Below are 26136 nucleotides of genomic sequence, written 5' to 3' on the forward strand. Positions count from 1 at the left end.
GGTCGGCCTTCGACCAGCCGCGGTCCAGCAGCTCCGCGAGGAGGTTCGGGTAGCCGGAGACGTCGTCGAGGCCGTCGGGGGTGAAGGCCGTGCCGTCGTAGTCGCCGCCGATGCCGAGGTGGTCGATGCCCGCCGCCTCGCGCATGTGGTCCAGGTGGTCGGCGACCGTCGACACCGTGGCGACCGGGCGCGGGTGCCCCTCCTCGAAGGCGCGGTGGACCTTCATGGCCTCCGCCGTCGTGTCGAGGTGGTGGAAGCCGTGGGCGCGCATGTTCTCGTCGGCCGCGGCCGTCCAGTCCACGGCCGCCTGGAGCACGAACTTCGGGACGAACGTCACCATCGCGATGCCGCCGTTGGCGGGCAGCCGCTCCAGGACGTCGTCCGGGACGTTGCGCGGGTGGTCGCACACGGCCCGCGCCGAGGAGTGCGAGAAGACCACCGGGGCGGTGCTCGTGTCGAGCGCGTCCCGCATGGTCGTGGCGGCCACGTGGGAGAGGTCGACGAGCATGCCGAGCCGGTTCATCTCCCGTACGACCTCGCGGCCGAACGCGGTCAGGCCGCCGGCCCTCGGCTCGTCGGTCGCGGAGTCCGCCCAGTCCACGTTGTCGTTGTGGGTGAGCGTGAGATAGCGCACGCCGAGCCCGTACAAGCCGCGCAGCGCGCCCAGGGAGCCCGCGATGGAGTGGCCGCCCTCCGCGCCCATGAGGGAGGCGATCCGGCCCTCCCGGCGCGCGGCCTCCATGTCGGCGGCCGTCAGCGCGGGCCGCAGGTCCTGCGGGTACCGGGCGAGCAACTGCCCGACGCAGTCGATCTGTTCGAGGGTGGCCGCGACCGGGTCGGGCGAGTCCGTGCGGACGTACACCGACCAGTACTGCGCACCGACACCGCCGGCGCGCAGCCGCGGGATGTCGGTGTGCAGGTGGGCGCTCTGGTCGGTGGCGACGTCCCGGGCGTCGAGGTCGTAGCGGACCTGTTCGCGCAGCGCCCAGGGCAGGTCGTTGTGCCCGTCGGCGACGGGGAACTCGCGCAGGAGTTCCCGGGCTGCCTCCAGGGAGGTCATCGCCGTCACTTCCCGGCGCCGAAGCCGAAGCCGCCCGAGCCCTCGACCTTGGAGCGCAGGCGCTTGCCCTTCTCGGTGGCCTGGTCGTTGAGCTCCTGCTGGAAGTCGCGCATCCGGCCGCGCAGTTCCTCGTCGTGCGCGGCGAGGATGCGGGCCGCCAGCAGACCGGCGTTGCGGGCGCCGGCGACGGAGACCGTGGCGACCGGGACACCGGCCGGCATCTGCACGATCGACAGGAGGCTGTCCATGCCGTCGAGGTACTTCAGCGGCACGGGCACGCCGATGACCGGCAGCGGGGTCACGGAGGCGAGCATGCCGGGCAGGTGCGCGGCGCCGCCGGCCCCGGCGATGATCACCTTGAGCCCGCGGGCGTCGGCCTGCTCGCCGTAGGCGACCATCTCGCGCGGCATGCGGTGCGCGGAGACGACGTCGACCTCGTAGGCGATCTCGAACTCGTCGAGGGCCTTCGCGGCGGCCTCCATGACGGGCCAGTCGGAGTCCGACCCCATGACGATGCCAACAACAGGGCTCATTCGGTGATGGTGCCTCTCAGGTAGCCGGCTGCGTGGCTGGCGCGCTCCAGCACGTCGTCCAGGTCGTCGCCGTAGGTGTTGACATGACCGACCTTGCGGCCGGGCTTCACGTCCTTGCCGTACATGTGGATCTTGAGCTGGGGGTCGCGGGCCATGCAGTGCAGGTACGCGGAGTACATGTCCGGGTAGTCGCCGCCGAGGACGTTGACCATGACCGTCCACGGGGCGCGCGGGCGCGGGTCGCCGAGCGGGAGGTCCAGGACGGCTCGCACGTGGTTGGCGAACTGGCTGGTGACGGCGCCGTCCATCGACCAGTGGCCGGAGTTGTGCGGGCGCATCGCGAGCTCGTTGACGAGGATGCGGCCGTCGCGGGTCTGGAACAGCTCGACCGCGAGGTGCCCGACGACACCGAGCTCCTTGGCGATGTTCAGCGCCATCTCGGAGGCCCGGACCGCGAGGTCCTCGTCGAGGCCGGGGGCCGGGGCGATCACCGTGTCGCAGACGCCTCCCACCTGGCGGGACTCCACGACCGGGTAGGCGACGGCCTGGCCGTGGGGGGACCGTACGACGTTGGCAGCGAGCTCGCGGAGGAAGTCGACCTTCTCCTCGGCGAGCACGGGGACACCGGCCTTGAAGGGGTCGGCGGCCTCCTCGACGGAGTCCACGACCCACACACCCTTGCCGTCGTAACCGCCGCGGACGGTCTTGAGGACGACGGGGAAGCCGTCCCCCTCCGCGGCGAAGGCCGCCACGTCCTGCGGATCGGAGACGATCCGGTGCCGGGGGCAGGGCACGCCGATCGCGTCGAGCTTGGCGCGCATCACACCCTTGTCCTGGGCGTGCACGAGCGCGTCGGGACCGGGGCGCACGGGGATGCCGTCCGCCTCCAGGGCCCGGAGGTGCTCGGTGGGTACGTGTTCGTGATCGAAGGTGATCACATCGCACCCTCGCGCGAACTCGCGCAGCGTGTCGAGGTCGCGATAGTCGCCGACGACGACATCGCTCACGACCTGCGCAGCGGAGTCCTGCGGGGTGTCACTGAGAAGCTTGAACCTGATGCCCAGCGGGATACCAGCCTCGTGTGTCATACGAGCGAGCTGGCCACCGCCGACCATGCCGACTACCGGGAACGTCACTCCCCCAGGGTATCGGCCGCGCCAAGGTGGCCGGTTTCCCGCCCCTCCCCGGCTCCGCCCGGACGGTCTGCGGCCCTCCACCACCATCCACAGGAAGATCGCGCAGGGGGGTGGTTAGCATGACTGGGTTGACGCAGAAACGATTGAGGGACGGGGGCCTGCACGACCATGGGACATGGTGCCTCGCGGTTCCGACGGCTCGCTCACGAAGTCGCCAAGTTCGGCGCGGTGGGCGGTGCCGGGGTGCTGGTCAACCTCCTCGTGTTCAACCTGGTGCGGCACGTCACCGACCTCCAGGTGGTGCGCGCGAGCGTCATCGCGACCGTCGTGGCGATCGTCTTCAACTACGTCGGCTTCCGCTACTTCGCGTACCGCGACCGCGACAAGTCCGGGCGCACCCGGGAGCTGGTCCTGTTCCTGCTGTTCAGCGCGGTGGGCCTGGTCATCGAGAACGGCGTGCTGTACGTGGCGACCTACGGCTTCGACTGGAACAGCCCGCTCCAGAACAACGTCTTCAAGTTCGTCGGCATCGGCGTCGCCACGCTGTTCCGCTTCTGGTCCTACCGCACCTGGGTGTTCCGCGCCCTTCCCCCGGCAGAGGCGGCGGCGGACGCGGAAGCGGCCCCGGAGCGGGAACGGGACGAGCCGTCCCGGGCCGGGCAGCGGGTGCCGTAGGCCCGTCGGCTGTGGACCCGTTGTGAGCCGCGTCAGCGGATCATCGGCTCGTCCTCGCCGAGGGACTTCTGCAGGGGCGTGCGGGACAGGAACAGGCCGAACACCGGGGGCTTGGTCTGGAGCATCTCCAGCCTGCCCCCGTCGGCTTCCGCGAGGTCACGGGCGACGGCGAGACCGATGCCCGTGGAGTTGCGGCCGCTGATCGCCCGCTCGAAGATGCGTGCGCCGAGATCGGCGGGGACCCCGGGGCCCTCGTCCGTGACCTCGATGACGGCCTGGTTGCCGGTGACCCGGGTGCGCAGGGCGACCGTGCCGCCGCCGTGCATCAGGGAGTTCTCGATCAGCGCGGCCAGGACCTGCGCCACCGCCCCTGGCGTGCCGACCGCCTGGAGGTGCCGCTTGCCGGAGCTGACGATCGCCCGGCCCGCGCTGCGGTAGGCGGGGCGCCACTCGGCGAGCTGCTGCTGGATGACCTCGTCGAGGTCGAAGGTGACGGCGGAGCCGGTGCGGGGGTCGCGGGAGTTGGTCAGCAGCCGCTCGACGACGTCGGTGAGCCGCTCGACCTGCGTCAGCGCGATCGTCGCCTCCTCCTTCACCGTGTCCGGGTCGTCGGTGAGGGTGATCTCCTCCAGGCGCATCGACAGCGCCGTCAGCGGCGTCCGCAGCTGGTGCGAGGCGTCCGCGGCCAGCCGGCGCTCGGCGGTCAGCATGCGCGCGATGCGCTCGGCGGACCCGTCCAGCACGTCCGCCACCCGGTCCAGCTCGGGCACGCCGTACCGCTTGTGCCGGGGGCGCGGATCGCCCGAGCCGAGCCGCTCGGCCGTCTCCGCGAGGTCGGTCAGCGGCGACGCCAGCCGGTTCGCCTGGCGGACCGCCAGCAGCACCGCGGCCACCACCGCCAGCAGCGCCACCAGCGCGATGATCAGCAGGGTGCGGCCGACCTCCCGGGTCACCGAGGAGCGCGGCTCCTGGACCGTGACGGTCTCGCCCTCCTCGCCGGGCGCGCTCGCGCTGATGACGTCACCGTCCGGTTTGGTGCCGACCGCGATGGGCGACTCGCCGGGGATGCGGATCACCGCGTAGTAGCGGTCCTGCGTGACCTGCTCGCGCAGGACCTCCGCGTCGACCTGCTGCGCCCCGAAGAGCCGGCTGTCGACGATGCTGGCCAGCCGGACCGCCTCGGACTCCACCCGCTCCTGGGCGCTGTTGCTGATCGTCCGGCTCTCGACGATGACCAGGGAGACGCCGAAGACGGCGATCACGACGAGCACCACGGCGAGCGTGGACTGGATCAGTCGGCGGCGCATGTCCTCTTACCCGTTTGTCCGTGTCAGCCGGTATCCGTGTCGGCCGGTTATCCGTGTCGGCCGTCTTGTCCGTGCCGGCCGTTGGCCCGCGTCAGCCGCTCGTCCGCGCCTGGCCCGCGGCTCAGCTCTTCTCGAAGCGGAAGCCCACACCACGCACGGTGGCGATGTAGCGTGGGTTGGCCGCGTCGTCGCCGAGCTTCTTGCGGAGCCAGGAGATGTGCATGTCGAGGGTCTTGGTCGACGACCACCAGGTGGTGTCCCAGACCTCGCGCATCAGCTGGTCGCGGGTGACGACCCGGCCCGCGTCGCGCACCAGCACCCGCAGCAGGTCGAACTCCTTGGCGGTGAGCTGGAGCTCCTCGTCGCCCATCCAGGCGCGGTGCGACTCGACGTCGATGCGCACGCCGTGCGTGGCGGGCGGCTGCTGGGGCTCGGCGGCGCCGCGCCGCAGCAGGGCGCGGACCCGGGCGAGCAGCTCGGCGAGCCGGAAGGGCTTGGTGACGTAGTCGTCGGCACCGGCGTCGAGCCCGACCACGGTGTCCACCTCGTCGGCGCGCGCGGTCAGGATGAGGATCGGGATGGCGTGGCCTTCGCCACGCAGCCTGCGGGCCACCTCGAGGCCGTCCATGCCGGGCAGCCCCAGGTCGAGCACGACGAGGTCGACGCCGCCCTGCATTCCGGCGTCGAGAGCGGTGGGGCCGTCCTCACGCACCTCGACCTCGTAGCCCTCCCGGCGCAGAGCACGGGCCAGCGGCTCCGAGATGGACGCGTCGTCCTCGGCGAGCAGTACACGGGTCATGGAGTGATGGTAGACCTGCACGGCCCTGAGCTGGGGTGTGACCAGAAGCCTTGATTCTTACCCGTGGCATACCCGCTCCTTACGACGCGCGGGAACGTGAACACACCTCTGCCTGTGGGGTGCGATTCCGGTAAGGACCTTGGAAACGAGGCGTATGGTTCCCCCGGCACCTGTGATCCCTGTCTCAAGTCCTTCCATTTGTGGCGGTGTCGTGCCGTATGGTGAATCGACGCCTGTAGCACCACGGCGGCCTTCGGTGGCTGATTGCCCCTGAAGGTCTCTTTTGTGTGCGGGCTGGTTCCCGCCAGCCCCGACTCGAAACGACCTGTGGCCGTGCCTCCTCGTCGCGGCGACGCGCGTAGAGGCGTGGATCCCGGTGGCGACCGCCCACTGCTCCGTGACCCGGAGCGCCCCCCAGGCGTCGGGCGGACGGCCGTACGCACCGGTGCCGGCAGATCCCCACCGGGCGCACCACCGCTGTCGCGGGGCGCGTCCCGACCAGCAAGGAACGACCATGGCGTCCAGCCTGACGAAGGACTCGGCCCGCCCGGGCACCCCCGGTTCCGAGAAGACCTTCTTCGGCCACCCCCGCGGACTGGCCACTCTGTTCATGACCGAGATGTGGGAGCGATTCTCCTACTACGGCATGAGGGCCCTGCTCCCGCTGTACCTGGTGGCCCCGGGTGGCCTGCACCTGAGCGCGGGCGCGGCGACGGCGATCTACGCCGTGTACCTGTCGCTCGTGTACCTGCTCACCCTGCCCGGCGGCTGGTTCGCCGACCGTGTGCTCGGTCCGCGCAAGACGGTCGCCGTCGCGGGCCTCGTCATCATGGTCGGCCACCTGTGCCTCGCGCTGCCCGCGGCCGCGAGCTTCTATGTCGGCCTGGCCCTCGTCGCCATCGGTTCCGGCCTGCTGAAGGCCAACATCTCCACGATGGTCGGCCACCTGTACGACGGCCCGGAGGACCCGCGCCGGGACGGTGGCTTCACGCTCTTCTACATCGGCATCAACCTCGGCGCCTTCATCGCCCCGCTGGTCATCGGCACCGTCGGGGAGAACGTCAACTGGCACTTCGGCTTCGCGCTGGCCGCGCTCGGCATGGCGCTGGGCCTCGTGCAGTTCCTGCTCGGCAGCCGTCACCTGAGCGCGCGCAGCAGCGAGGTCCCGACGCCGCTGTCGCCCGCCGAGAAGGCGTCGACGCTGCGCAAGGGCCTGATCTGGCTGGCCGTCGCCGTGGTGTTCTACGGCGTCGTCGGCGGCACCGGCCACTTCACGCTGAACTGGGCGCTGATCCCGCTCACGCTGCTGGGCCTGATCGTGCCGATCCTGGTCATCACCCGCATCCTGCGGGACAAGGACCTGGACTCGGGCGAGCGGTCGAAGGTGTCGGCGTACATCTGGTTCTTCATCGCCGCCGCCGTCTTCTGGATGATCTACGACCAGGGTGGCTCGACCCTGTCGCTGTTCGCCGAGAAGAGCGCCGACAACAGCGTCTTCGGCTGGGAGTTCCCGGTCTCCTGGTACCAGTCGGTCAACCCGGTCATGATCATGGCGCTGGCGCCGGTCTTCGCCTGGCTGTGGCTGTGGCTGAACCGGCGCGGCCAGGAGCCGAGCACCATCGTGAAGTTCGCCTCCGGTCTGGTGCTGGTGGGTGTGTCCTTCTTCCTCTTCCTCGCCCCGCTGTCGATCGCGGAGGGCGGCCACAAGGCCGCGGCGCTGTGGCTGGTCGCGATCTACTTCGCGCAGACCGTCGGTGAGCTGACGCTGTCGCCGGTGGGTCTGTCCGTGACGACGAAGATGGCGCCGGCGAAGTACGCCTCGCAGATGATGGGCGTCTGGTTCCTCGCGGTCACCGCGGGCGACTCCGTCACCGCACTGCTGTCCAACCCGGCCATCGGCGGGATCAACCTCGACCGCATGGGCTTCGTGGCGCTGGAGGCCGCGCTCGCCGTGGTCGCCGGTTTCGCGGTGTTCATGTACCGCAAGAAGGTCAAGGCCATGATGGGCGACGTGCGCTGACCGCCCTCGTCCGACCCTGAGAAAGGGCCGTCGCACCCCGGGGTGCGGCGGCCCTTTCTCATGTCTTCTTCTGCTCGGCGTCCGGGGTGAACCAGGGCGGGGCCGAGCGCCTGGCGGTGGCGGGCAGGCGCAGCCGGACGCGGCGGGCCGGGCGGGCCGCGTGACCGGGACGGCGCGGGCGTACGTGGTCCACGACGGCCAGGCCCGCGCGGAACAGCGCCGCCGGTACGACCAGCAGGACGAGGCCCCAGAACAGGGTCACGCCCCACGGGCGGCCCACGCCCCAGGGCTGCTCGGCGAGGACCTTGCCGCCGTACTTCAGGGACACGGTGTAGTCGCCGTGCGCCCCGGCGGCGAGCTCCACGGGCAGTTCGATCCGGGCCTTCCCGCCGGGCCGGATCGTGCCGTGCCACCGCTGGTCCTGCCACTGCGGCGCGAACACGCCGTGGGAGGTGCCGACCTGGAAGACGGGGTCCCTCACGGGGGACGTCCCGACGTTGCCGAGGGTGACTTCGAGGGTCCGGGCGGGCGGGGAGCCGAACCAGGTCAGCAGCCCGCCGGAGCCGCGCAGCCGGGTGTCCGCGAGCAGGGACAGCCGGCCGCCGGCCCGGTCCGCGGGCAGCGGCTCGACCGCATGCCCGGCGACCTGGAGGGCGGTGTCGGCCTCGGCCTCGGCCCCGGCCCCCGTCACCGTCTCCACGTGCACCACGCAGGGGCACGGCACGGGCGGTTCCACGACGGGCAGCCGGCGCCGGAAGCGGCCGTCGGCGTCCGTGGTGACGGCCCGGCCGTCGGCGTTGGCGCAGGAGTTGGTGCCGCCGGTCACACCCCGGGACGGTTCGGCCTGCCCGCAGACCAGCAGCGTCAGCAGCGCACGCGGCCGCCAGCCGCTCCCGCTGACGGTGACCGAGCCTCCCGCCCCCGCCTGCGACGTGGACACCTCCACACCGGGCCGGTCCGAGGCCTGGGCGGGCCCGGCACCGGCCAGGCTCAGCAGGAGCACGAGCAGGACGGACAGCGAGAGGTGGGGAACACGAGCGACGTACGGCATCGGCGGCTCCAGCGGGGGTGCGGGCGGGCGCGGCTCGTGCCCTGGCGGTCGTACGGTCCGCTCAGTGGCCTGCCCGTGCGCTCCGGTGACGTCGTGTCAGCCACAGGGTGCCTGCCGCGCCGGCCAGCAGAACCGTGCCGCCGAGGATGCCCAGGGCCACGGCCGAGTCGTCGGGGCCGGTCTGCGGGAGTTCGGCACCGCCGCCGGAGCCGGAGCCGCCGCCCTGGGTGGAGCCGGTGGTGCCGCCGCCGCGCGCGGCCGTGACGTCGAGTTTCAGGGACGGGCCCGGGTCGTTCGTCGGGGTGCACGTGGTCGTCGTGCCGAGCGCCTTGATGGTGAGCACGCCGGCCGTGAAGGTGACCTCGCCGCTCTTCTTCGGCGTGTACGTCCCGCTCAGGTCGTTGATCTTGATCGGTGTGTTGGCCGGGATGGCCGCGTCGTTGGCGGGGCCGGTCACCGTCAGGGTGCCGCTGTCGGCGCCGCCCAGGGCGATGGTGGCGCTCGGCGTCATCGCGCCCTTGCCCAGTTCGACCGGGCTGGAGGAGACGCCCTTCTGCCAGGACATGGTGATCCGGTAGCCGCTGCCGCTCCTGGCGCCCTTGATGTCGATGGGCGAGACGGCGCTCTTGTCTCCGATCGGCGTCTTGCACTGGTAGTTGACGTCGACGACCTCGGCCCGGGCCACGGGGGCGGCCAACCACACCACCGAGCCGGCCAGGGCCGCGGCGGACGCGAGCGCGGCGGTTCGATTCCGGTACGACACGGTGCCGCTCCCCTTCCTGTTCCTGACGGAGCATCAGATCGGGCCGTCAAGGTACGCCCGGGGCCGTGAGGAAGGAAGACACAGGACACGCCGGATGTGCGGGGATCCGGCGTGACGCGGGTGACGTGGGAAGGGGCGCCCGGCGGGGGTCCGTGAGGTCGTCACCCGGACGGCGGGTACGAAGGGCACGGAACGACGCCGGGGAGGCATGGGCGGGGCGCGGTCGCGGGGCCCCGGCGACATCGGCCGGTCCGACCGTCGCAAACCCCGGCGGCATCAGCGGGAGCCGCCACCGCAATGACGTCGCCAAGTCCGGGTCATCGCCCGGAGGGGCGCGCGGCGCGGGCTCCGGTCAGGCCGGTGCGCCCAGTTCCGCCCAGACCGTCTTGCCGGCGACCCCCGGTGTGCGGACGACGCCCCAGTCCAGGCAGAGTCGCTGGACGATGAACATGCCGTGGCCTCCCGGACGGCCCGCGCGGTGCGGTGTGCGCGGCGCCGGCTGGCCCGTGCCCCGGTCGGCGACCTCGATACGGATCACCTTGTTGTCGCAGGTGATCCACAACTGGTCCGGCCCCTCGGCGTGCAGACACGCGTTGGTGACCAGCTCGGAGACGACGAGCAGCACGTCCTCGGCGGCGGCCCGCTGATCGGCGGACGCGGCCGGCAGCCAGCCCCACGCGTACAGCGCCTGGCGGGTGAAGTCGCGGGCGAGCGGAACGACGCCGCTCGCCTCCTCGAAGCTCAGCCGGCGCACCTGCCTGCCCCCCGGCGGCCCCGCAGCGGCTCCGGACGGCGCCGCCACGCCCTCGCCGGACGCACCGGACGCCGCTCCGCCACCCTCGGACGCCCCGGAAGCGCCGCTGGGCTCCGGCCCGCGGTCGCCCGGCGAGTAAGGCCGGGTGGTGCTCATCAGCGCTTCACCTCACCGATTCACCAGTTCACGATTCAAAAACTTCAGTACACAGTCAGTCACGCAGTGCGCGGCACGTCGGTTTCGCGGCGCCCCCGCCACCCTGTCGGCCGACAGGTTCAGGATGTCTCCTGCCCGGGCGGACCGGCAGAACACCCCCGTATTCCGCTCGAAAGGCGTGACGGGGGTGGGAGACCGGTCACAGCGGGATGGCCGAGGCTCGGCGCGCCGACGCACCGCCGGTCAGCTCGGCTCGTCGGCCAGTGCCGCCTGGAGCGTGTCATGGACGCTGAAGACCGCATCCGCCCCGGTGATCTCGAACACGCGTGCCACCACCGGCTGCATCCCGGCGAGCGCCACACCACCACCGGCGGCCTCGGCCTTCAGCCGCGCGCCCAGGAGCACGTTGAGCCCCGTGGAGTCGCAGAACTCCAGCCGTGCGCAGTCGATGACCAGGCGCTTGAATCCCTTGGCGAGGCAGTCTTCGAGTGGCTCACGCAACAGATCGGCGGTGTGGTGATCCAACTCACCCGCCGGGGTCACGACGGCATTAGAGCCCTCTTCCCGCACCTCCACCAGAAGCCGGCCAGACTGTGCGCTGCCGACCGTCCCGCGGTCCATGCCGTCTCTCTCTCCCGACGTCGAGGCTGCTTGCTGACGCCCTCGAACACTACGCCTTCCCGGGACGCTCCGACACCCGAACAACTACACACAAACGGACATATGCCCACAGAACGCACTTGCGGTGGGCTCAGGAAAGCGGGTAGGCCTAGTAAGGACACGTACCCGACACGGCCGGCTTTGGAGGCGCCGCACACCGCAGTGCACGTTTTGGCCCCGGCAGCCATATGCCGAGAACGATGGAGGACATCATGTCACCCCGGCTCGACGGATCGCGTACCCACAAAGCGACGTCGACACCCCCTGCGGAACATCTGGATCCCATCGAGCAGGACGAGATGCTCGTCACACAGGGCGCGCTCCTCGCCGGACTTCCGGACATTCCCCCGTACGAGGAAGTCGACGCGGTCGACGCGCGGGCCCTTTCCAAGACCCTCTTCGAGCGCCTGGAGTCGCTCGAGGAAGGCACACACGAGTACTCGTACGTCCGCAACACGCTCGTCGAACTGAACCTCGCGCTGGTCAAGTTCGCCGCCTCCCGGTTCCGCTCCCGCAGCGAGCCGATGGAGGACATCATCCAGGTCGGCACCATCGGCCTGATCAAGGCGATCGACCGCTTCGAGCTCTCTCGGGGTGTCGAGTTCCCCACGTTCGCGATGCCGACCATCGTCGGCGAGATCAAGCGCTTCTTCCGCGACACCTCGTGGTCCGTGCGCGTTCCGCGGCGGCTTCAGGAGCTGCGGCTCGACCTGGCCAAGGCCGGTGACGAGCTGGCCCAGAAGCTGGACCGCGCCCCGACGGTGACCGAACTGGCCGAGCGCCTCGGCATCTCCAACGACGAGGTCGTCGAGGGCATGGCCGCGTCGAACGCCTACACCGCCTCCTCGCTGGACGCCCAGCCGGAGGAGGACGACTCCGAGGGCGCGCTCGCGGACCGCATCGGCTACGAGGACCACGGACTCGAAGGCATCGAGTACGTCGAGTCGTTGAAGCCGCTGATAGCCGAACTCCCGCCGCGCGACCGCAAGATCCTGTCCCTGCGGTTCGTCGCGGGCCTGACCCAGTCGGAGATCGGCGAAGAGCTCGGCATCTCGCAGATGCACGTCTCGCGGCTGCTGTCGCGGACGCTGGTACGGCTGCGCAAGGGGCTGACCGTCGAGGAGTGATCCTCCGTGGGTGACGCTGTCCTCAGGGGGCGGACCGAACGGGTCCGCCCCCTGAGCGCGTGTCGTACCTGACTCAGCCCGCCCGCTGCTCCTTCACCAGCTTCTTCGCGCGCTCACGGCGGGACGGGGCCAGCACGTCGACCGCCACGCCGGCACCCTGCCCGGGTGTGGCCTCGGCCAGCCGCAGCCGGTCGGCGAGCCCGCGGACCGACGCGTCGTCCGGCCCCCGGTCGACGTAGAACAGCGACTCGTCCACCGGGCTGTCGTCGCCGCCCCAGCGCACGACGCCCTCGCAGTCGGCGAGGATGTCGCGCACCGTCAGCACCTGGAGCGGGAAGAGGCTGCCGCTCGCGCCCGCGCCCGGGCGGATCCGCACGGCGGTGCCCGAGGCCAGGTTGGACTCCGGCCGGCCCTTCTCCAGGCCGCCGATCCGCTGCCAGCCCGCCAGGTCGACGCGGTTCAGCTGCTCGACCTCGTAGTGGTAGCGCCGGACGACGTGGAGCAGGATCGCCTCCACGTCGCCGATCCGGACGTCGACCTCCAGGCCGGTGCCCGGGACGGGGCGCGTCCAGACGGTGGAGACGTGGTTGGCCTCCTCCTCCAGGGTCCAGCCATTGGCCGAGGTGGGGGCCTTCTTCCGGGCGGCGCTCAGGGGAGTGCCGGCGGGGGAGGCCACGGCGGTGGCCGGCGCGAACGAACCGGCGGCCGCCGTGAGTGCGATCACCCCGGCCCCCTTGACCAGGGTCCGTCTCGGTATGCCGCTCATGCTGCTGCGCGCGTTGTCGGACACGTTTTCAGTTCCTTCCCAGGCTGATGATGATGAGAGTGAGCGTGGGCAGTGCGGTGGCCGCCGCGCTCAGCAGCCAGTACCTGCCGGGTGGCAGTTCCGTCCTGCGGCGGAACGGGCGGTTGACCAGCCACCAGATGAGGCCGAACAGGATGAAGATCGGTGTCGCGACCATCACCCAGGGGAGCACACCGTCGTTCTCGGTGGGCTCGCGGTCGGTCCAGCCCAGCGAGGCAAGGGGCCAGTTCGCCGCGAAGTACCACAGCATGAACGCGGGCACCACGGCCGGAATCCCCAGCAGGACGTTGGCGACCAGGGGGAGGCTCAGCCGGAGCCACGGGTGTGCGGTGCTCGTCTTCATCGGGTCTCACTAACCGCGCGACAGCATGTTGTAGTTCTCCAGTTGGTTGTACAGGCCGAGCAGCTCACGGCCGTACTTCGCGGCGTCGTCGCCGGTGCCGTTGTACCGGGCCAGCAAGGCCTGGGTCTGGGCGGGGGTGGTGGTCAGGCTCGGCCGGGGCGCCCCGATCTGGTGGGCGTTGTAGAGCGTCAGATACGCCACCGAGCGGATGTTGTACGTCGGGTCCTCGTTGAGCTGCTTCCACACGGTGGGGATGTCGTCGTTCGTGAGCGGCGAGCCGTTGATGATGCCCTGCTCCCGGCAGTAGTTGCGGGCCTCGATCGTCACCCAGGCGAAGATCTGACCCCAACCGGTGCTGCAGTCGTCGTCCAGCCCCTTCTTCACTGCCTCGTCGGCTGCGACGTCGAAGGGGTTCATCTTGCGCAGCTCCCACAGGACCGGCGCCTGGATGAGCGCCTTGCGGAGCCTGAGCTGCCGTGCGAGCGAGGTGAACAGCCAGTCCGCGCTCAGCACCAGATCGACCGCCTTGGTGGTGGAGATGCCGCCGAGCGTGGCCCAGTCGTCGTCGGGCTCCCAGTTCTCGCCACCGGTCTCCGGCACACCGATCGAGACCAGGTACGCCTGAACGTCCTTGAGCAGGGCGTCGCGGTAGGCGGCCTTGTCCAGGTCCGTGTCCAGTCCGCCGAAGTCCGCGCCGGGGTTGAAGCTGCTCTGGCCGAAGTCCCGGCCGGAGACGATGTTGTTGTCGATCTCGATCTGGCCCGCGCCCGAGCCGACCTTGATGGTGGAGATCTGGTCGAACGCCCAGTTGGTGGGCAGCGGGTAGCCGAGGTTGCCGGAGAAGCCGCTGGACATGTCGGAGACGAAGCTCGCCGCCGCGTAGCCGGCGTCGGCGACGCGCTGGCAGACGTTGCGGGGACCGTACACACCGACGCCGTAGCCGGAGCTCTCGCCGATGGTGCGCATGATCCCGCGGAAGTGCGGGAGGACGAACTCGGTGACCTCGCCGTCCATCGCGTCGTAGTCGACGGCGAAGTAGATGATGGTGCCGGGCTTGAAGCCGTGGTACTGGGCCCACTCGATCGCGCGGAACGCGTCGGCGGTGCCCTGCTCGGGGCTGAAGTAGTTGGCCGACCGGCTCCACGTCTGGAAGATCGGGAAGCAGCTCAGCCCGTAGTCCTTGATGGTGGCCAGCTCGCCCGGCTGGATCTGCTTCTCCGGCAGGCTCGTGGTGGAGGGATTGAAGAGGTAGCGGCCGATGTACTTGTAGCCGGCGTCCTTCAGTGCCTGCGCCCGGGCGGGCGTGATCATGGTGACGCCGTCGCAGGCCGTGCCCTTGCGGGACTGGTCGCCGTAGGAGACGAGCAGCGAGGCCCAGGTCTGGAAGTCGCCCTTGCCGGTGACCGGGAGCTTGCTGAAGGACTGGAAGGTCTCCACGCCGGACTGCACCGCGGAGGTGAAGTTGCCGAACGGGACGTTGCGCTTGTTCAGGACCATGGCGGCGGTGAACAGCTGCGCCCAGACGCCGGTGGTGCCGGTCGACACGGTGTGGCTCTTCAGGCCGGACTGGGTGCCGGGTCCGAACACGCCGTTGGCGACGCCGTCCGCCATGCCCAGCTCGTACTGGATCGCGAACAGCATCGACTTGGCGACGTCACGGGAGTGGTGACCGTCGCAGGGGATGACGTAGAAGTCCTTGCGCAGGATGTAACGGCCGTTCAGCCACTGCTGGATGGTCCGGATGGTGTCCGAGCCGTTGCTGACGGTGACGTAGGCGTCCATGTTGAACAGGCCCTTGACCACCTTGGGCCACAGGGAGCTGCCCGGGTACGTGCCGGAGACGCCCATGTTCTGGTTCAGCTTCACGACCGCGTCCTTGACCCGGTCGTTGTACTTGCCGTCGATCTCGCCGCCGTCGTAGCCCTTGCAGTACAGGGCGGACTGGATGACGCGGCAGAAGTTGGCCGACGGGATGGTCGTCTCGTCGAGCTTGCCGTACTTCTCCCCGATCTTCGCCAGGGTGGTCGGGCCGAAGGAGTCGGACAGGGCGGTGATGCCCATCTCGTACTGGAGCGCCCGGGTCAGGGCGTACATCACGGGCCAGCCGGTCTGGCCGTTCTCGTCCAGCTTGGATATGCCCAGCGTGGCGCCGTTGTTGTAGGTCGTGTTGATGAATCTCTGGGCGCGCTGCACCATCTCGTCTGCCATGGGCTTCCTCCTGTGGTCCGAATGGTGAGGCGGGGAGGAAAAGCGCTGTCACCGCGGCGCGGCCACGGTTCTGAGACCACGTGCCCGCGCTGGAACTGCACCCCCCGTCGGGGGGCATGGCGAAGAGACCCCCCTCGTCGCGTGCGGCCGGCGCGTAGGTCATGGTGCCGGTGCGACTGGCGTGATCCTGCGTCGCGCCGCGAGGGGGGTCAAGTCCTTTATGCGCGGAGGGTGTTGATCTGGCGGATCGTCAACTTTGATTTGTCATGCACTTGTTATGCGTATGGTATGCAAATCGCGCACAACTGTCGGCCGGGTTCAGTGGTCAGAGCACCCGCTCGCCACGCCGCCACACTCCGGCGACCAGCGGGACGCCCGGCCGGTAGGCGAGGTGCACATGGCTCGGGGCGTCGAGGAGCGTCAGGTCGGCGTACGCGCCCGGGGTGAGGCGTCCGACGTCGTCGCGCCGGAGGGCGGCGGCCCCGCCCGCCGTGGCCGACCACACCGCCTCGTCGGGGGTCATGCCCATGTCCCGGACGGCGAGCGCGATGCAGAAGGGGACGGAGGACGTGAACGACGACCCGGGGTTGCAGTCGGTGGAGAGCGCCACGGTGACGCCCGCGTCCAGGAGGCGGCGGGCGTCCGGCCACTCGGCGCGGGTGGAGAACTCGGCGCCGGGGAGGAGGGTGGCGACCGTACGGCTGTTCGCCAGGGCGTCCAGGTCCGCGTCGGTCAGGTGGGTGCAGTGGTCGGCGCTGGCCGCGTCGAGTTCGACGGCGAGCTGGACGCCCGGGCCGTACGAGAGCTGGCCCGCGTGGACCCGGGGGTGCAGGCCCGCGGCCTTTCCGGCGGTGAGGATGGCGCGGGCCTGGTCGCCGTCGAAGGCGCCCTGCTCGCAGAAGACGTCGATCCAGCGGGCGTGGGGCGCGCAGGCGCCGAGCATCTCGCCGGTGACGAGGGCGACGTAGGCGGCCGGGTCGTCGGCGTGGTCGGGCGGGACGATGTGGGCGCCGAGGAAGGTGACCTCGTCGGTGTGGGCGGCGGCGATGCGCAGGGCCCGGGCCTCGTCCTCGACGGTCAGGCCGTAACCGGACTTGGTCTCGAAGGTCGTGGTGCCCTGGAGCAGTGCCTCGCGGAGGTAGCGGGTCAGGTTGGCCTCGAGTTCCGCGTCGCTCGCGGCGCGGGTGGCGGCGACGGTCGTGCGGATGCCGCCCGCGCTGTACGGCCGGCCCGACATCCGGGCGTTGAACTCCTGCGTCCGGTCGCCGGCGAAGACGAGGTGGGAGTGGGAGTCGACGAAGCCGGGGAGCACCGCACGGCCGCCGGCGTCGACCCGATTGTCAGTGGCGGGTGCTTTGCTTTGATCACCGGTCCACGCGATGCGGTCGCCTTCGATGACGACGGCCGCGTCCTGGACCAGTCCGAGGGGGGAACCGTCACCGGAGGAGGGGTCGTTGGTGACCAGGGCGGCGATGTTGGTGATGAGCGTGCTTGCGGTGCTCGCGGAGTGGGCGGGGCTGACGGTCGTCGCGTTGCTCATGGCGTCCTTGGTGGCCTGGTCGGCGGTGGGGTCGGGTTCGGGGGCGGAGGCGGGCCGCGCGGGTGGGCGGCCCGAGGTCAGCCGCGCAGGGCTTCGACGGCGTCCGCGAGGGCTCGCGGCACATCCGGTACGAGGGAGTGCGCCCCGTCCCGTACGACGTGCCGACCTGCCACGACCGTGTGCGACACGTCTGCTGCCGACGCGGCGAATACGGCCGTCTCGGCCCCGAGCCGTGGAAGCGGCCCAGCCGTTCTGACCGAGTCGAGCGCGATCGTCGTGAAGTCGGCGAGCGCGCCGGGCTCCAGAGCGCCGGCCTCCGCCCAGCCGAGGGCCGCGTGCCCGTCGGCCGAGGCGGCCCGCAGCAGGGCCGCCGCCGTCCAGTGGCCCCGGGTCCGGGTGCGCAGCCGCTCGTTCAGCTCCATGGCCCGTGCCTCCTCGAAGAGGTCGATCACGGCGTGGCTGTCGGAGCCGAGGCTGAGCGGGGAGCCCTCGTTCTGGAGGGCCACGGCCGGCCCGATGCCGTCGGCGAGGTCCCGTTCGGTGGTCGGGCACATGCAGGTGCCGGTGCCGCTCCCCCCGATCAGGGAGATGTCCTCGGCGGTGAGATGCGTGTTGTGCACGCCGGTGGTGCGCGGGCCGAGGACGCCGTGCAGGGCGAGCAGCTGCGTCGGGGTGCACCCGTGGATCTCCAGGCACGCCTCGTTCTCGGCGGTCTGCTCGGACAGGTGCACATGGAGCGGGGCCCGCCGCTCCTCGGCCCAGCGCGCCACGGTCTCCAGCTGGTCGGCGGGCACCGCCCGTACGGAGTGGATCGCCGCCCCGATCCGTACGTGATCCCGTTCCTTGAGAAGTGAAGAGCGTGCGGCCCAGGCCCCGGCGTCGCCGTCGGAGAAGCGGAGCTGGTGACCGGTGGGCGGCCGGCCGAAGCCGGAGGAGAGGTAGGCGGTGTCGAGGAGGGTGATGCGGATCCCGGCTTCGTCGGCCGCCGCGATCAGGGCCTCGCCCATGGCGTTGGGGTCGGCGTAGCGGGTGCCGCCGGGGGCGTGGTGGACGTAGTGGAACTCGCCGACCGCCGTGACGCCGGCCAGGGCCATCTCGGCGTACACCGCGCGGGCGAGGGCGTGGTAGGTGTCCGGGGTGAGGCGGTCGGCCGTGGCGTACATGACCTCGCGCCAGGTCCAGAAGGTCCCGGAGCCGACCTGGACGGTGCCACGCAGGGCCCGGTGGAAGGCGTGGCTGTGGGCGTTGGCCAGGCCGGGGAGGGTCAGTCCGCGGAGGATCTCGGCCCCGGGGGGCGGGGCGTCGGTGTCCGGGCGGACGGCGGTGATGCGGCCGTCCCGGACGTCGAGGGCCACACCGGGCTCGACGTGTGTGCCGAGCCAGGCGTGCTCCAGCCAGTAGGTCTTCGATGTCACCTGCGGGCCAGCCCTTCCAGTACGTCGGCGAGTGCGAGGACCCCGGCCACGCAGTCGTCCTCGGCGGCGAACTCGGCCGGGGAGTGCGAGACGCCCGTGGGGTTGCGTACGAACAGCATGGCGGTCGGGATGCGCCCGGAGAGGATTCCGGCGTCGTGTCCGGCACCCGTACCCAGGACGGGCACGGTGATGCCGGTGTCCTTGCCGAGGATGCGGGCGAGTTCGTCGCGCAGGGCGTGGTCGAACTCCACGACGGGGGTGAACGACTCGCGGACGACGTCGAGGGCGATGCCGTGGGCGGCGGCGTACTCCCCGGCCGCCTTCTCGATGCCGGCGACCACGGCGTCCAGCCTGCCCTGGTCCTCGGCACGGGAGTCGAGCCAGCCGCGCACCAGGGAGGGGATGGCGTTGACTCCGTTGGGCTCGACGGCGATCTTGCCGAAGGTGGCGACGGCACCGGCGAGTTCGGCCTCGCGGCGGGCGGCGAGCACGGTTTCGGCGTAGGAGAGCATGGGGTCGTGCCGGTCGGTGAGCCGGGTGGTGCCGGCGTGGTTGGCCTCGCCCCGGAAGTCGAACCGCCACCGGCCGTGCGGCCAGATCGCGCTGGCGATGCCGACCCGGTCGCCGGTCAGGTCCAGAGCCCGGCCCTGTTCGACGTGGAGCTCCACGAAGGCGCCGATGCGGGCGAGTCGCTCCGGGTCGGGGCCGACGGTGTCGGGGTCGTATCCGGCGGCCTCCATGGCGCGGGCCAGTGTGACGCCCTCGCCGTCGGTGAGCCGGTGCGCCTGCTCACGCGTGAGCTGTCCGGCGGTGAGCCGGGAGCCGACACAGGCGAGCCCGAACCGGGCGCCCTCCTCGTCGCCGAAGTTGACGACCGCGAGCGGCTTGGCGAGGTCCGTGCCCCGGGCGCGCAGTTCGTCGAGCGCGGCGAAGGACGACACGACGCCCAGGGGCCCGTCGAAGGCGCCCCCGTCGGGCACGGAGTCGAGGTGAGACCCGGTGACGACGGCGTCCCCGGCGTCGGGATCGCCCAGCCAGGCCCACTGGTTGCCGTTGCGGTCGACCTCGTAGGCCAGTCCGCGGGACTCGGCCTGCTCCTTGAACCAGGCCCGGCAGTCGAGGTCGGCCGGGGTCCAGGCGTAGCGGCGGTAGCCGCCGGAGGCGGAGCTGCGGCCGATCGGCACAAGCTCCGCCCACATGCTGTGGAAGGTCACGCGTCGTCACCTTCACGCATCGGGACCCGGACACCGCGCTCGCCGGCGACCGACTCCGCGATGTCGTAGCCCGCGTCCACGTGCCGGATGACGCCCATGCCGGGGTCGTTGGTGAGCACCCGGCGGATCTTCTCCCCGCCGAGCTTCGTACCGTCGGCCACCGTCACCTGCCCGGCGTGGATGGATCGGCCCATCCCCACGCCGCCACCGTGGTGGATCGACACCCAGGAGGCGCCCGACGCCACGTTCACCATGGCGTTCAGCAGCGGCCAGTCGGCGATCGCGTCGGACCCGTCGAGCATGGCCTCGGTCTCGCGGTAGGGCGAGGCCACGGAACCGCAGTCGAGGTGGTCGCGCCCGATGGCCAGCGGCGCGGCCAGCTCACCGCTCGCCACCATGTCGTTGAACCGCTCACCGGCCTTGTCCCGCTCGCCGTAGCCGAGCCAGCAGATGCGGGCGGGCAGTCCCTGGAAGTGCACGCGCTCGCCCGCCATCTTGATCCAGCGGGCGAGGGACTCGTTCTCCGGGAACAGTTCGAGGATCGCCTTGTCGGTCTTGGCGATGTCGGCCGGGTCGCCCGAGAGGGCCGCCCAGCGGAAGGGACCCTTGCCTTCGCAGAACAGCGGGCGGATGTAGGCGGGGACGAAGCCGGGGAAGGCGAAGGCCCGGTCGTATCCGGCGAGCTGTGCCTCGCCGCGGATGGAGTTGCCGTAGTCGAAGACCTCCGCGCCGGCGTCCATGAAGCCGACCATGGCCTCGACGTGCCGGGCCATGGACTCGCGGGCCCGGGTGGTGAAACCGGCCGGGTCCTTGGCGGCGGCGTCGGCCATGTCCTCGAAGGCGGTGCCGAGCGGCAGGTAGGCCAGCGGGTCGTGGGCGGAGGTCTGGTCGGTGACGATGTCGATCGGGGCGCCCATGGCGAGCAGTTGCGGCAGCAGCTCGGCGGCGTTGCCGAGGACACCGATCGACAGCGGGCGGCGGGCGTCCCGGGCCTCCACGGCCAGCCGCAGGGCGTGCTCGAGGGAGTCGGCCCTCACATCCAGGTAGCGGTGCTCGATGCGTCGATCGATGGCCCGCGGATCGCAGTCGACGCAGATCGCCACACCGTCGTTCATCGTCACGGCGAGGGGCTGGGCGCCGCCCATGCCGCCGAGGCCGGCGGTCAGCGTGATGGTGCCCGCCAGCGAGCCGCCGAACTTCTTCGCGGCGACGGCGGCGAAGGTCTCGTAGGTGCCCTGGAGGATGCCCTGGGTGCCGATGTAGATCCAGGAGCCGGCGGTCATCTGCCCGTACATGGTCAGGCCGAGGGCCTCCAGGCGGCGGAACTCCTCCCAGTTCGCCCAGTCGCCGACCAGGTTGGAGTTGGCGAGCAGGACGCGCGGGGCCCACTCGTGGGTCTGCATGACGCCGACGGGCCGACCGGACTGGACGAGCATCGTCTCGTCCTGCTTGAGGGTCTGCAGCGTGCGGACCATGGCGTCGAAGGAGCGCCAGTCGCGGGCGGCCTTGCCGGTGCCGCCGTAGACGACGAGCTTGTCGGGGTGCTCGGCGACCTCGGGGTCGAGATTGTTCTGCAGCATCCGCAGTGCGGCTTCCTGCTGCCATCCCAGGGCGCTCAGTTCCGTACCGCGCGGTGCTCGGACGGGGCGGGGTCCTGACATGGTCTGCCTCCTGGTGGGTGCTCCCGGCGGATGTTGCTGCGGTTATTCACATCCTGACCCTCTGAATAGAGCTAGTCAATACGCCCGGGGGTCGGCGCGGCGGTGCCGTGGGTGTTTGGCTGGTCACATGGGCGCACACAATGAGGAATTCGAGGCGGACGACGACGGCGCCGGGCGGGCGGCCCGGCGGGACGAGGCGGTGCGGGCCGCCGTGGAACAGGGCCTGCTCGGGCCCGAGAGCCCCATCGTCGGGCTGCTGGACGTCACCGGCATCCGGGAGTCGGCGGCCGAGCTGCGGGCGGCGTTCGACGCGGTGGTGGCGCCGGGCACGCCCGTGCTGCACGCCTTCGCGGTGAAGGCGACCCCGCTGGTGCCGGTGCTGCGGCTGCTGCGCGAGGAGGGCGTCGGCGCGGAGGTGGCGAGCCCGGGCGAGCTGGCGCTGGCGCGGGCCGCCGGGGTGGAGCCGGCCATGACGGTGCTCGACTCGCCCGCGAAGACCCCGGCCGAGCTGCGCGAGGCGCTGGCCCTGGGCATCGCCGTCAACGCGGACAACCCGCAGGAGTTGGAGCGCATCGACGGCCTGATGTCCTCCGCCGCCAGTCGCTCGCCGCTCGGCATCCGCGTGAACCCTCAGGTCGGCGGGGGATCCATCGAGGCGACGTCCACGGCCACGGCCACGTCGAAGTTCGGGGTGGCGCTGCGTGACGAGGGGGCGCGGGAGTGGGTCGTACAGGCGTGCCTGGACCGGCCGTGGCTGACCCGGCTGCACGCGCACACCGGGTCCCAGGGCATCCCCCTGTCCCTGATGGCCCGGGGCGTGGCGGAGACGTACGCGCTGGCGGAGGAGATCAACCGGCGGGCCGGGCGGCGGCAGATCGACACGCTCGACATCGGAGGCGGGCTGCCCGTGAACTTCGCGTCGGACGCGACGACACCGACGTACGCGCAGTACGCGCGCGTGCTGGCCGAGGAGGTGCCGGGGCTGTTCGACGGACGGTACGGCCTCGTGACGGAGTTCGGGCGGTCACTGCTCGCCAAGCACGGGACGGTGGTGGCGCGGGTGGAGTACGCGAAGTCCTCCGGCGGGCGGGCGGTGGCGGTGACCCACGCCGGGGTGCAGGTGGCCGCGCGGACGGTGTACGCGCCCGGGAGCTGGCCCTTGAGGATCGCGGCGTACGACGCGAAGGGGCGGGTGAAGGACGGGCCCGTCGTCGTACAGGACGTCGCGGGGCCGGCCTGCTTCTCGGGGGACCTGCTGGCGGAGGGGCGGTCCATGCCGGAGCTGGAGCAGGGGGACTACGCGGCGGCGCTGGACACGGGGGCGTACTACTTCGCGCATCACTACGCGTACAACTCGCTGGCGCGGCCGGGGGTGTACGGGTTCTGGCCGGACGGGCGCTTCGCGGTGGTGCGGGAGGCGCAGACGGTGGGGGAGGTCGTGGCGGAGTCCGGTGGGGCGCAGGCGGGTGCGCTTACCGAATCGCCGTAGGGGGTCACGCAGTGGGCGGGCTGCGGGTGCGTCGTGGCTGGTCGCGCGGTTCCCCGCACCCCTGGACCCCCGCCGCGCGTGACGTCAGTCGACGAACAGGCCGCGCGCCGCCGCCTTCGCGTCGAACTCCTCCAGGCGGGACTGGGCCTGGGGCAGGTCGTCGCACATCGCCTCCAGCAGGACCCGGCCGAGCAGCATCGGCGCGCAGGCCGTGTCGAAGGCGAGTCCGGTGCCGACGGCGGCGGGCAGCAGCAGGTCGGACACCTTGGCGACCGGCGCGAAGGCCGAGTCGGCGACGGTGACGACGGTCAGCCCGGCCTGCCGGGCGTAGTGGAGGGTGTCGACGACCTCGCGGGGATGCCGGGGCAGGGCGAAGCACAGCAGTGCGGTCGCACCGGCCCGGACGGCGGCGTCGATACGGTCCTGGAGCATGGTGCCGCCCTCGCCCAGGAGCCGTACGTCGGGATGCACTTTGGCCGCGAAGTAGCCGAAGCCGTTCGCCTGGGCCGCCGCCGCCCGCAGTCCGAGGACGGGCAGCGGGCGGGAGGCCGCCAGCAGGCGCCCGGCCCGCCGCACCGGCCCGGGGTCGGCCAGGGCCTCCGCCAGCTGCCGCAGGTTCTCGATCTCCGCCTCGACGGCCTGCTGGTACTCGTTGGAGGACCCCGCGTCGGCCGCGGGCTCCGCGGGGGCGACCTCGCGCAGATGGCGGCGCAGGGCGGGGTAGCCGTCGAAGCCGAGGGCGACGGCGAAACGGGTCACGGACGGCTGGCTGACCCCGGCCAGCTCGGCGAGCTCCACGCTCGACAGGAACGGCACGTCGGCGGCGCGCCGCACCATGCTGTGCGCGATGCGCCGCTGGGTCGGTGTCAGCCGGTGGCCCTCGAAGAGCGCTTGGAGCCGCGCGGCAGGGCTGTCGGTCACGCTCATGACGTGCTCCCCCTCGCCTATTCAGTAGCTGAGGATTCTGCATGAGCATATGCAGACCGGCAAGCGGGACCGAAGGGCCCCCGCCCCGAAAGGGGGGCTAACCCCAGTGCGGCCCTCGGCACCGCTTTCTACTGTGGGGGACATGACCGGGATGGACGCGCGGGACACCGACCTGAAGAAGGAACTCGACGCCACCCTGCAGACGCGCAGGGAGCTGGGCGAGGAGTACGAGTCCGCGCTGGTGGACTCGTTCCTGGAGAAGATCGACCAGCGGATCGACGGCGCGGTGGATCGCCGCGTGCGCCGGCAGCTCGCCGAGCAGCAGATGCAGACGGCCCGGGACTCCCGGTCTCCGAAGGCCACCGACTCCTGGGGCGAGCGGTACGGCTTCGGGATCGTCTCGCTGGTCCTCGCGGTGCCGCTGTCCGCGATCGGCGGAGGTGTGGCCCATCTGCCGGGTCTGCTCGTCGCCTGGGCGGGCATCGTCGGCGTCAACGTCGTCCAGGCCGTCCGCACCAACCCGGGCCTGTTCGGCCGCCGCAAGTCCTCCCGGGACGGCGACTGGGAGGACTGAGCGCCCTCTGTCTCAGGCCTGCCGGGTGGGCAGCGCGACGATCTGCCGCAGGTTGACCCGGCGCGGCCGGCTGGTCGCGTAGGCCACCAGGTCGGCGAGCTCCTCGGCGGACAGCGCGCCCACCGCGTCCAGCATGCCCTCCACCTGGCGGGACAGTTCCGCGTCGGAGATGTGCGTGCGCAGCTCGCTCTCGACGAAGCCGGGCTCGATGTTGGTGACCCGGACGTCCCGCGGCCCGAACTCGCCGCGCAGGGACTCCGACAGGTAGGTGACGGCCGCCTTGGTCGCGCCGTACACCGCGTAGTTCGGGAAGCTGACGTGCGCGGCGATGGACGAGATGTTCACGAGGTCGGCGGTACGGCCGTCGGCGGCGGCGCTCACCAGGTCCTCGGTGAAGGCGCCGACGACGCGCAGCACTCCGGCGACGTTGGTGTCGAGCATCCGCTGCCACTCGTCGGTGCGCCGGGCGTCGACGGGGTGGGGCAGCATGACCCCGGCCGCGTTGACGACCAGGTCGACGGGCCCGTAAGCCGCGTGGATCCGGTCGGCGGCGTCCGCGACGGACACCTCGTCCGTGACGTCCGCGACGACGGTCAGTGCCTGCCCGCCGTCGGCACGGATCTTCCCGGCGACGGCGGCCAGCCGTTCCTCGCGCCGGGCCAGCAGCGCCACGCGGGCGCCCTGGGCGGCCAGCAGCAGGGCGACGGCCTCGCCGATCCCGCTGGCGGCTCCGGTGACGACGGCGGTACGGCCGGACAGGTTGTCGTACGACATGGGAGATCCCCTCGGTGGTGGCCGGGGCGTCTCCCCGGCCTCGTCCACCACCCTCGGCGGCATCGGCCGCCGTACCCAGGGCGACGGTTTTCCTGGGTCTGGCAGTACCAGGCTCGCCGGCCCCGGGCCGCCTAGGCTCGGCGGCATGGACGGAGAAATCGGAGACTTCCTGCGCTCGCGCCGGGCCCGTATCCAGCCGGAGGAGGTGGGGCTGCCCTCCTACGGCCGCCGCCGCGTCCCGGGTCTGCGCCGCGAGGAGGTGGCGCAGCTGGCCGGGGTGAGCGTCGACTACTACGTCCGGCTGGAACAGGGCAGGGGCCCGAGCGTGTCCGACGCCGTGCTGGACGCGGTGGCGCGGGTGCTGCGGCTGGACGGGGCGGAGCACGACTACCTGCGGGCGGTGGCCCGGCCGCGCCGGCGGGACGACGACCGCCGGGCCGTGTCCCGGGTGCGTCCGGGGGTCCAGCTGATCCTGGACGGCATGGAGCGCAACCCCGCGTACGTCCTGGACCACCGCATGGACGTCCTCGGCTGGAACGCCCTCGCCGACGCGTTGCTCGGCTTCGACGGCATCGGCTCCGGCGAGCGCAACATCCCGCGCCGTGTCTTCCTCGACCCCGCCTCCCGTGATCTGTACCCCCACTGGGCCGAGATCGCCGGCCAGACGGTGGCCCATCTGCGCCTCCAGGCGGGTCACCACCCCGGGGACGCCGCCATGGCCGAACTCGTCGCCGAACTGTCGCGGGCGAGCGAGGACTTCCGCCGCCTGTGGGCGGACCACGCGGTCGACCCCTGCGACCACGGGGTGAAGCACCTCCGCCACCCGGTCGCGGGCCCGCTGACCCTCCCGTACGAGACCCTCACGATCCCGGGGGCACCGGACCAGACGATCGTCGCCTACGCGCCGGAAGCGGGATCGGAGACGGCGGAGCGGCTCGCGCTGCTGGGAAGTTGGACCACGAGCCACACGGGCTGACACCAGGCGGGCCGGGGAAAGCTTGCGCGGGGACCGCCGCACCCCCGTGCAACGAGGGTCGGGACGACGGCGGTCCCCGCGAAGGACGCGGGCCTGGTCAGGGCCGGGCTTACGCGTCCGTGACGTCGGTGGAGGTCCGGGAGCCGCTCCGGAGGTCCTTGACGCCTAC

General features: G+C 71.6%; 24 protein-coding genes. 6 read left to right on the forward strand and 18 right to left on the reverse strand.

Annotated features, from left to right (window positions below; all coding sequences use genetic code 11):
- The 3 genes from SSQG_RS15455 to SSQG_RS15465 form a co-directional block, all read right to left on the reverse strand.
- A partial coding sequence (locus SSQG_RS15455) for a dipeptidase (protein ID WP_039932804.1) occupies positions 1 to 1060 on the reverse strand: 1060 nt, incomplete at its 3' end.
- 5 nt (positions 1061 to 1065) lie between these two features.
- Positions 1066 to 1593, reverse strand: a complete 528-nt coding sequence (gene purE, locus SSQG_RS15460; RefSeq protein WP_003990723.1) for a 5-(carboxyamino)imidazole ribonucleotide mutase — start codon at positions 1591 to 1593, stop codon at positions 1066 to 1068.
- Entirely contained in the window at positions 1590 to 2729 is a 1140-nt protein-coding gene (locus tag SSQG_RS15465) for a 5-(carboxyamino)imidazole ribonucleotide synthase (protein WP_063749164.1), read from the reverse strand. The genes purE and SSQG_RS15465 overlap by 4 nt, the downstream gene beginning before the upstream one ends.
- Before the next feature lie 168 nt (positions 2730 to 2897).
- Between SSQG_RS15465 and SSQG_RS15470 the strand changes: the two genes are divergently transcribed.
- Positions 2898 to 3404 (forward strand): GtrA family protein, encoded by a 507-nt coding sequence (locus SSQG_RS15470; protein ID WP_003990725.1) that lies wholly within the window; start codon positions 2898 to 2900, stop codon positions 3402 to 3404.
- A gap of 32 nt (positions 3405 to 3436) precedes the next feature.
- Here SSQG_RS15470 and SSQG_RS15475 read toward each other — a convergent pair whose 3' ends face one another.
- Both SSQG_RS15475 and SSQG_RS15480 read right to left on the reverse strand, forming a co-directional pair.
- The gene (locus tag SSQG_RS15475) at positions 3437 to 4711 is read right to left on the reverse strand and encodes an ATP-binding protein (protein ID WP_003990726.1); all 1275 of its coding nucleotides are present in this window, start codon (positions 4709 to 4711) and stop codon (positions 3437 to 3439) included.
- 121 nt (positions 4712 to 4832) lie between these two features.
- On the reverse strand, positions 4833 to 5510 hold the full coding sequence (locus SSQG_RS15480) for a response regulator transcription factor (protein ID WP_039932810.1): 678 nt from the start codon (positions 5508 to 5510) through the stop codon (positions 4833 to 4835).
- A 514-nt stretch (positions 5511 to 6024) separates the two neighbouring features.
- Here SSQG_RS15480 and SSQG_RS15485 point away from each other — a divergent pair.
- Entirely contained in the window at positions 6025 to 7530 is a 1506-nt protein-coding gene (locus SSQG_RS15485; RefSeq protein ID WP_003990728.1) for a peptide MFS transporter, read from the forward strand.
- Between the two features lie 58 nt (positions 7531 to 7588).
- Here SSQG_RS15485 and SSQG_RS15490 read toward each other — a convergent pair whose 3' ends face one another.
- The 4 genes from SSQG_RS15490 to SSQG_RS15505 all read right to left on the reverse strand — a co-directional run bounded on the left by SSQG_RS15490 (position 7589) and on the right by SSQG_RS15505 (position 10875).
- Positions 7589 to 8581, reverse strand: coding sequence for a hypothetical protein (locus SSQG_RS15490; protein ID WP_003990729.1), 993 nt, complete (start codon positions 8579 to 8581; stop codon positions 7589 to 7591).
- Between the two features lie 61 nt (positions 8582 to 8642).
- Entirely contained in the window at positions 8643 to 9344 is a 702-nt protein-coding gene (locus tag SSQG_RS15495) for an LPXTG cell wall anchor domain-containing protein (RefSeq protein WP_003990730.1), read from the reverse strand.
- Positions 9345 to 9696: 352 nt separating this feature from the next.
- Positions 9697 to 10254 (reverse strand): ATP-binding protein, encoded by a 558-nt coding sequence (locus SSQG_RS15500; RefSeq protein WP_003990731.1) that lies wholly within the window; start codon positions 10252 to 10254, stop codon positions 9697 to 9699.
- Positions 10255 to 10497: 243 nt separating this feature from the next.
- Positions 10498 to 10875, reverse strand: coding sequence for an STAS domain-containing protein (locus SSQG_RS15505; RefSeq protein ID WP_003990732.1), 378 nt, complete (start codon positions 10873 to 10875; stop codon positions 10498 to 10500).
- 251 nt (positions 10876 to 11126) lie between these two features.
- Between SSQG_RS15505 and SSQG_RS15510 the strand changes: the two genes are divergently transcribed.
- Complete coding sequence (locus SSQG_RS15510) at positions 11127 to 12041, forward strand: RNA polymerase sigma factor SigF (protein ID WP_003990733.1); 915 nt, start codon at positions 11127 to 11129, stop codon at positions 12039 to 12041.
- Between the two features lie 73 nt (positions 12042 to 12114).
- On the opposite strand, the gene SSQG_RS15515 is transcribed toward SSQG_RS15510, so the two are convergent.
- From SSQG_RS15515 to hutU, 7 genes are all read right to left on the reverse strand, one after another.
- On the reverse strand, positions 12115 to 12831 hold the full coding sequence (locus SSQG_RS15515) for a hypothetical protein (RefSeq protein WP_244299137.1): 717 nt from the start codon (positions 12829 to 12831) through the stop codon (positions 12115 to 12117).
- Positions 12832 to 12835: 4 nt separating this feature from the next.
- Positions 12836 to 13189 (reverse strand): hypothetical protein, encoded by a 354-nt coding sequence (locus SSQG_RS15520; RefSeq protein ID WP_052310289.1) that lies wholly within the window; start codon positions 13187 to 13189, stop codon positions 12836 to 12838.
- A 9-nt stretch (positions 13190 to 13198) separates the two neighbouring features.
- Complete coding sequence (locus SSQG_RS15525) at positions 13199 to 15397, reverse strand: glycoside hydrolase domain-containing protein (protein ID WP_003990736.1); 2199 nt, start codon at positions 15395 to 15397, stop codon at positions 13199 to 13201.
- Positions 15398 to 15722: 325 nt separating this feature from the next.
- A complete protein-coding gene (gene hutI, locus SSQG_RS15530) occupies positions 15723 to 17018 on the reverse strand; it encodes an imidazolonepropionase (RefSeq protein WP_003990737.1) in 1296 nt (431 codons plus the stop codon).
- A complete protein-coding gene (locus SSQG_RS15535; RefSeq protein ID WP_003990738.1) occupies positions 17015 to 18352 on the reverse strand; it encodes a formimidoylglutamate deiminase in 1338 nt (445 codons plus the stop codon). Before SSQG_RS15535 ends, hutI begins: the two co-directional genes overlap by 4 nt.
- The gene (locus SSQG_RS15540) at positions 18349 to 19566 is read right to left on the reverse strand and encodes an allantoate amidohydrolase (RefSeq protein ID WP_003990739.1); all 1218 of its coding nucleotides are present in this window, start codon (positions 19564 to 19566) and stop codon (positions 18349 to 18351) included. The genes SSQG_RS15535 and SSQG_RS15540 overlap by 4 nt, the downstream gene beginning before the upstream one ends.
- Complete coding sequence (gene hutU / locus SSQG_RS15545) at positions 19563 to 21227, reverse strand: urocanate hydratase (protein WP_003990740.1); 1665 nt, start codon at positions 21225 to 21227, stop codon at positions 19563 to 19565. Before hutU ends, SSQG_RS15540 begins: the two co-directional genes overlap by 4 nt.
- A 127-nt stretch (positions 21228 to 21354) precedes the next feature.
- Between hutU and SSQG_RS15550 the strand changes: the two genes are divergently transcribed.
- Entirely contained in the window at positions 21355 to 22716 is a 1362-nt protein-coding gene (locus tag SSQG_RS15550; RefSeq protein ID WP_039932815.1) for a diaminopimelate decarboxylase, read from the forward strand.
- 84 nt (positions 22717 to 22800) lie between these two features.
- Here SSQG_RS15550 and SSQG_RS15555 read toward each other — a convergent pair whose 3' ends face one another.
- Entirely contained in the window at positions 22801 to 23643 is an 843-nt protein-coding gene (locus tag SSQG_RS15555; RefSeq protein WP_003990742.1) for a MurR/RpiR family transcriptional regulator, read from the reverse strand.
- 151 nt (positions 23644 to 23794) lie between these two features.
- Here SSQG_RS15555 and SSQG_RS15560 point away from each other — a divergent pair, with 151 nt between their 5' ends.
- Positions 23795 to 24217, forward strand: coding sequence for a hypothetical protein (locus tag SSQG_RS15560; RefSeq protein WP_039932817.1), 423 nt, complete (start codon positions 23795 to 23797; stop codon positions 24215 to 24217).
- Positions 24218 to 24229: 12 nt separating this feature from the next.
- Here the strand turns inward: SSQG_RS15560 and SSQG_RS15565 are convergent, their stop codons facing one another.
- Positions 24230 to 24991, reverse strand: coding sequence for an SDR family oxidoreductase (locus SSQG_RS15565; RefSeq protein WP_003990744.1), 762 nt, complete (start codon positions 24989 to 24991; stop codon positions 24230 to 24232).
- 145 nt (positions 24992 to 25136) lie between these two features.
- On the opposite strand from SSQG_RS15565, the gene SSQG_RS15570 reads away from it, so the two are divergent.
- Positions 25137 to 25967, forward strand: a complete 831-nt coding sequence (locus SSQG_RS15570; protein ID WP_003990745.1) for a helix-turn-helix transcriptional regulator — start codon at positions 25137 to 25139, stop codon at positions 25965 to 25967.
- Positions 25968 to 26136: the final 169 nt, after the last annotated feature.

The sequence above is a fragment of the Streptomyces viridochromogenes DSM 40736 genome (assembly GCF_000158955.1).
Lineage (GTDB): Bacteria > Actinomycetota > Actinomycetes > Streptomycetales > Streptomycetaceae > Streptomyces > Streptomyces venetus.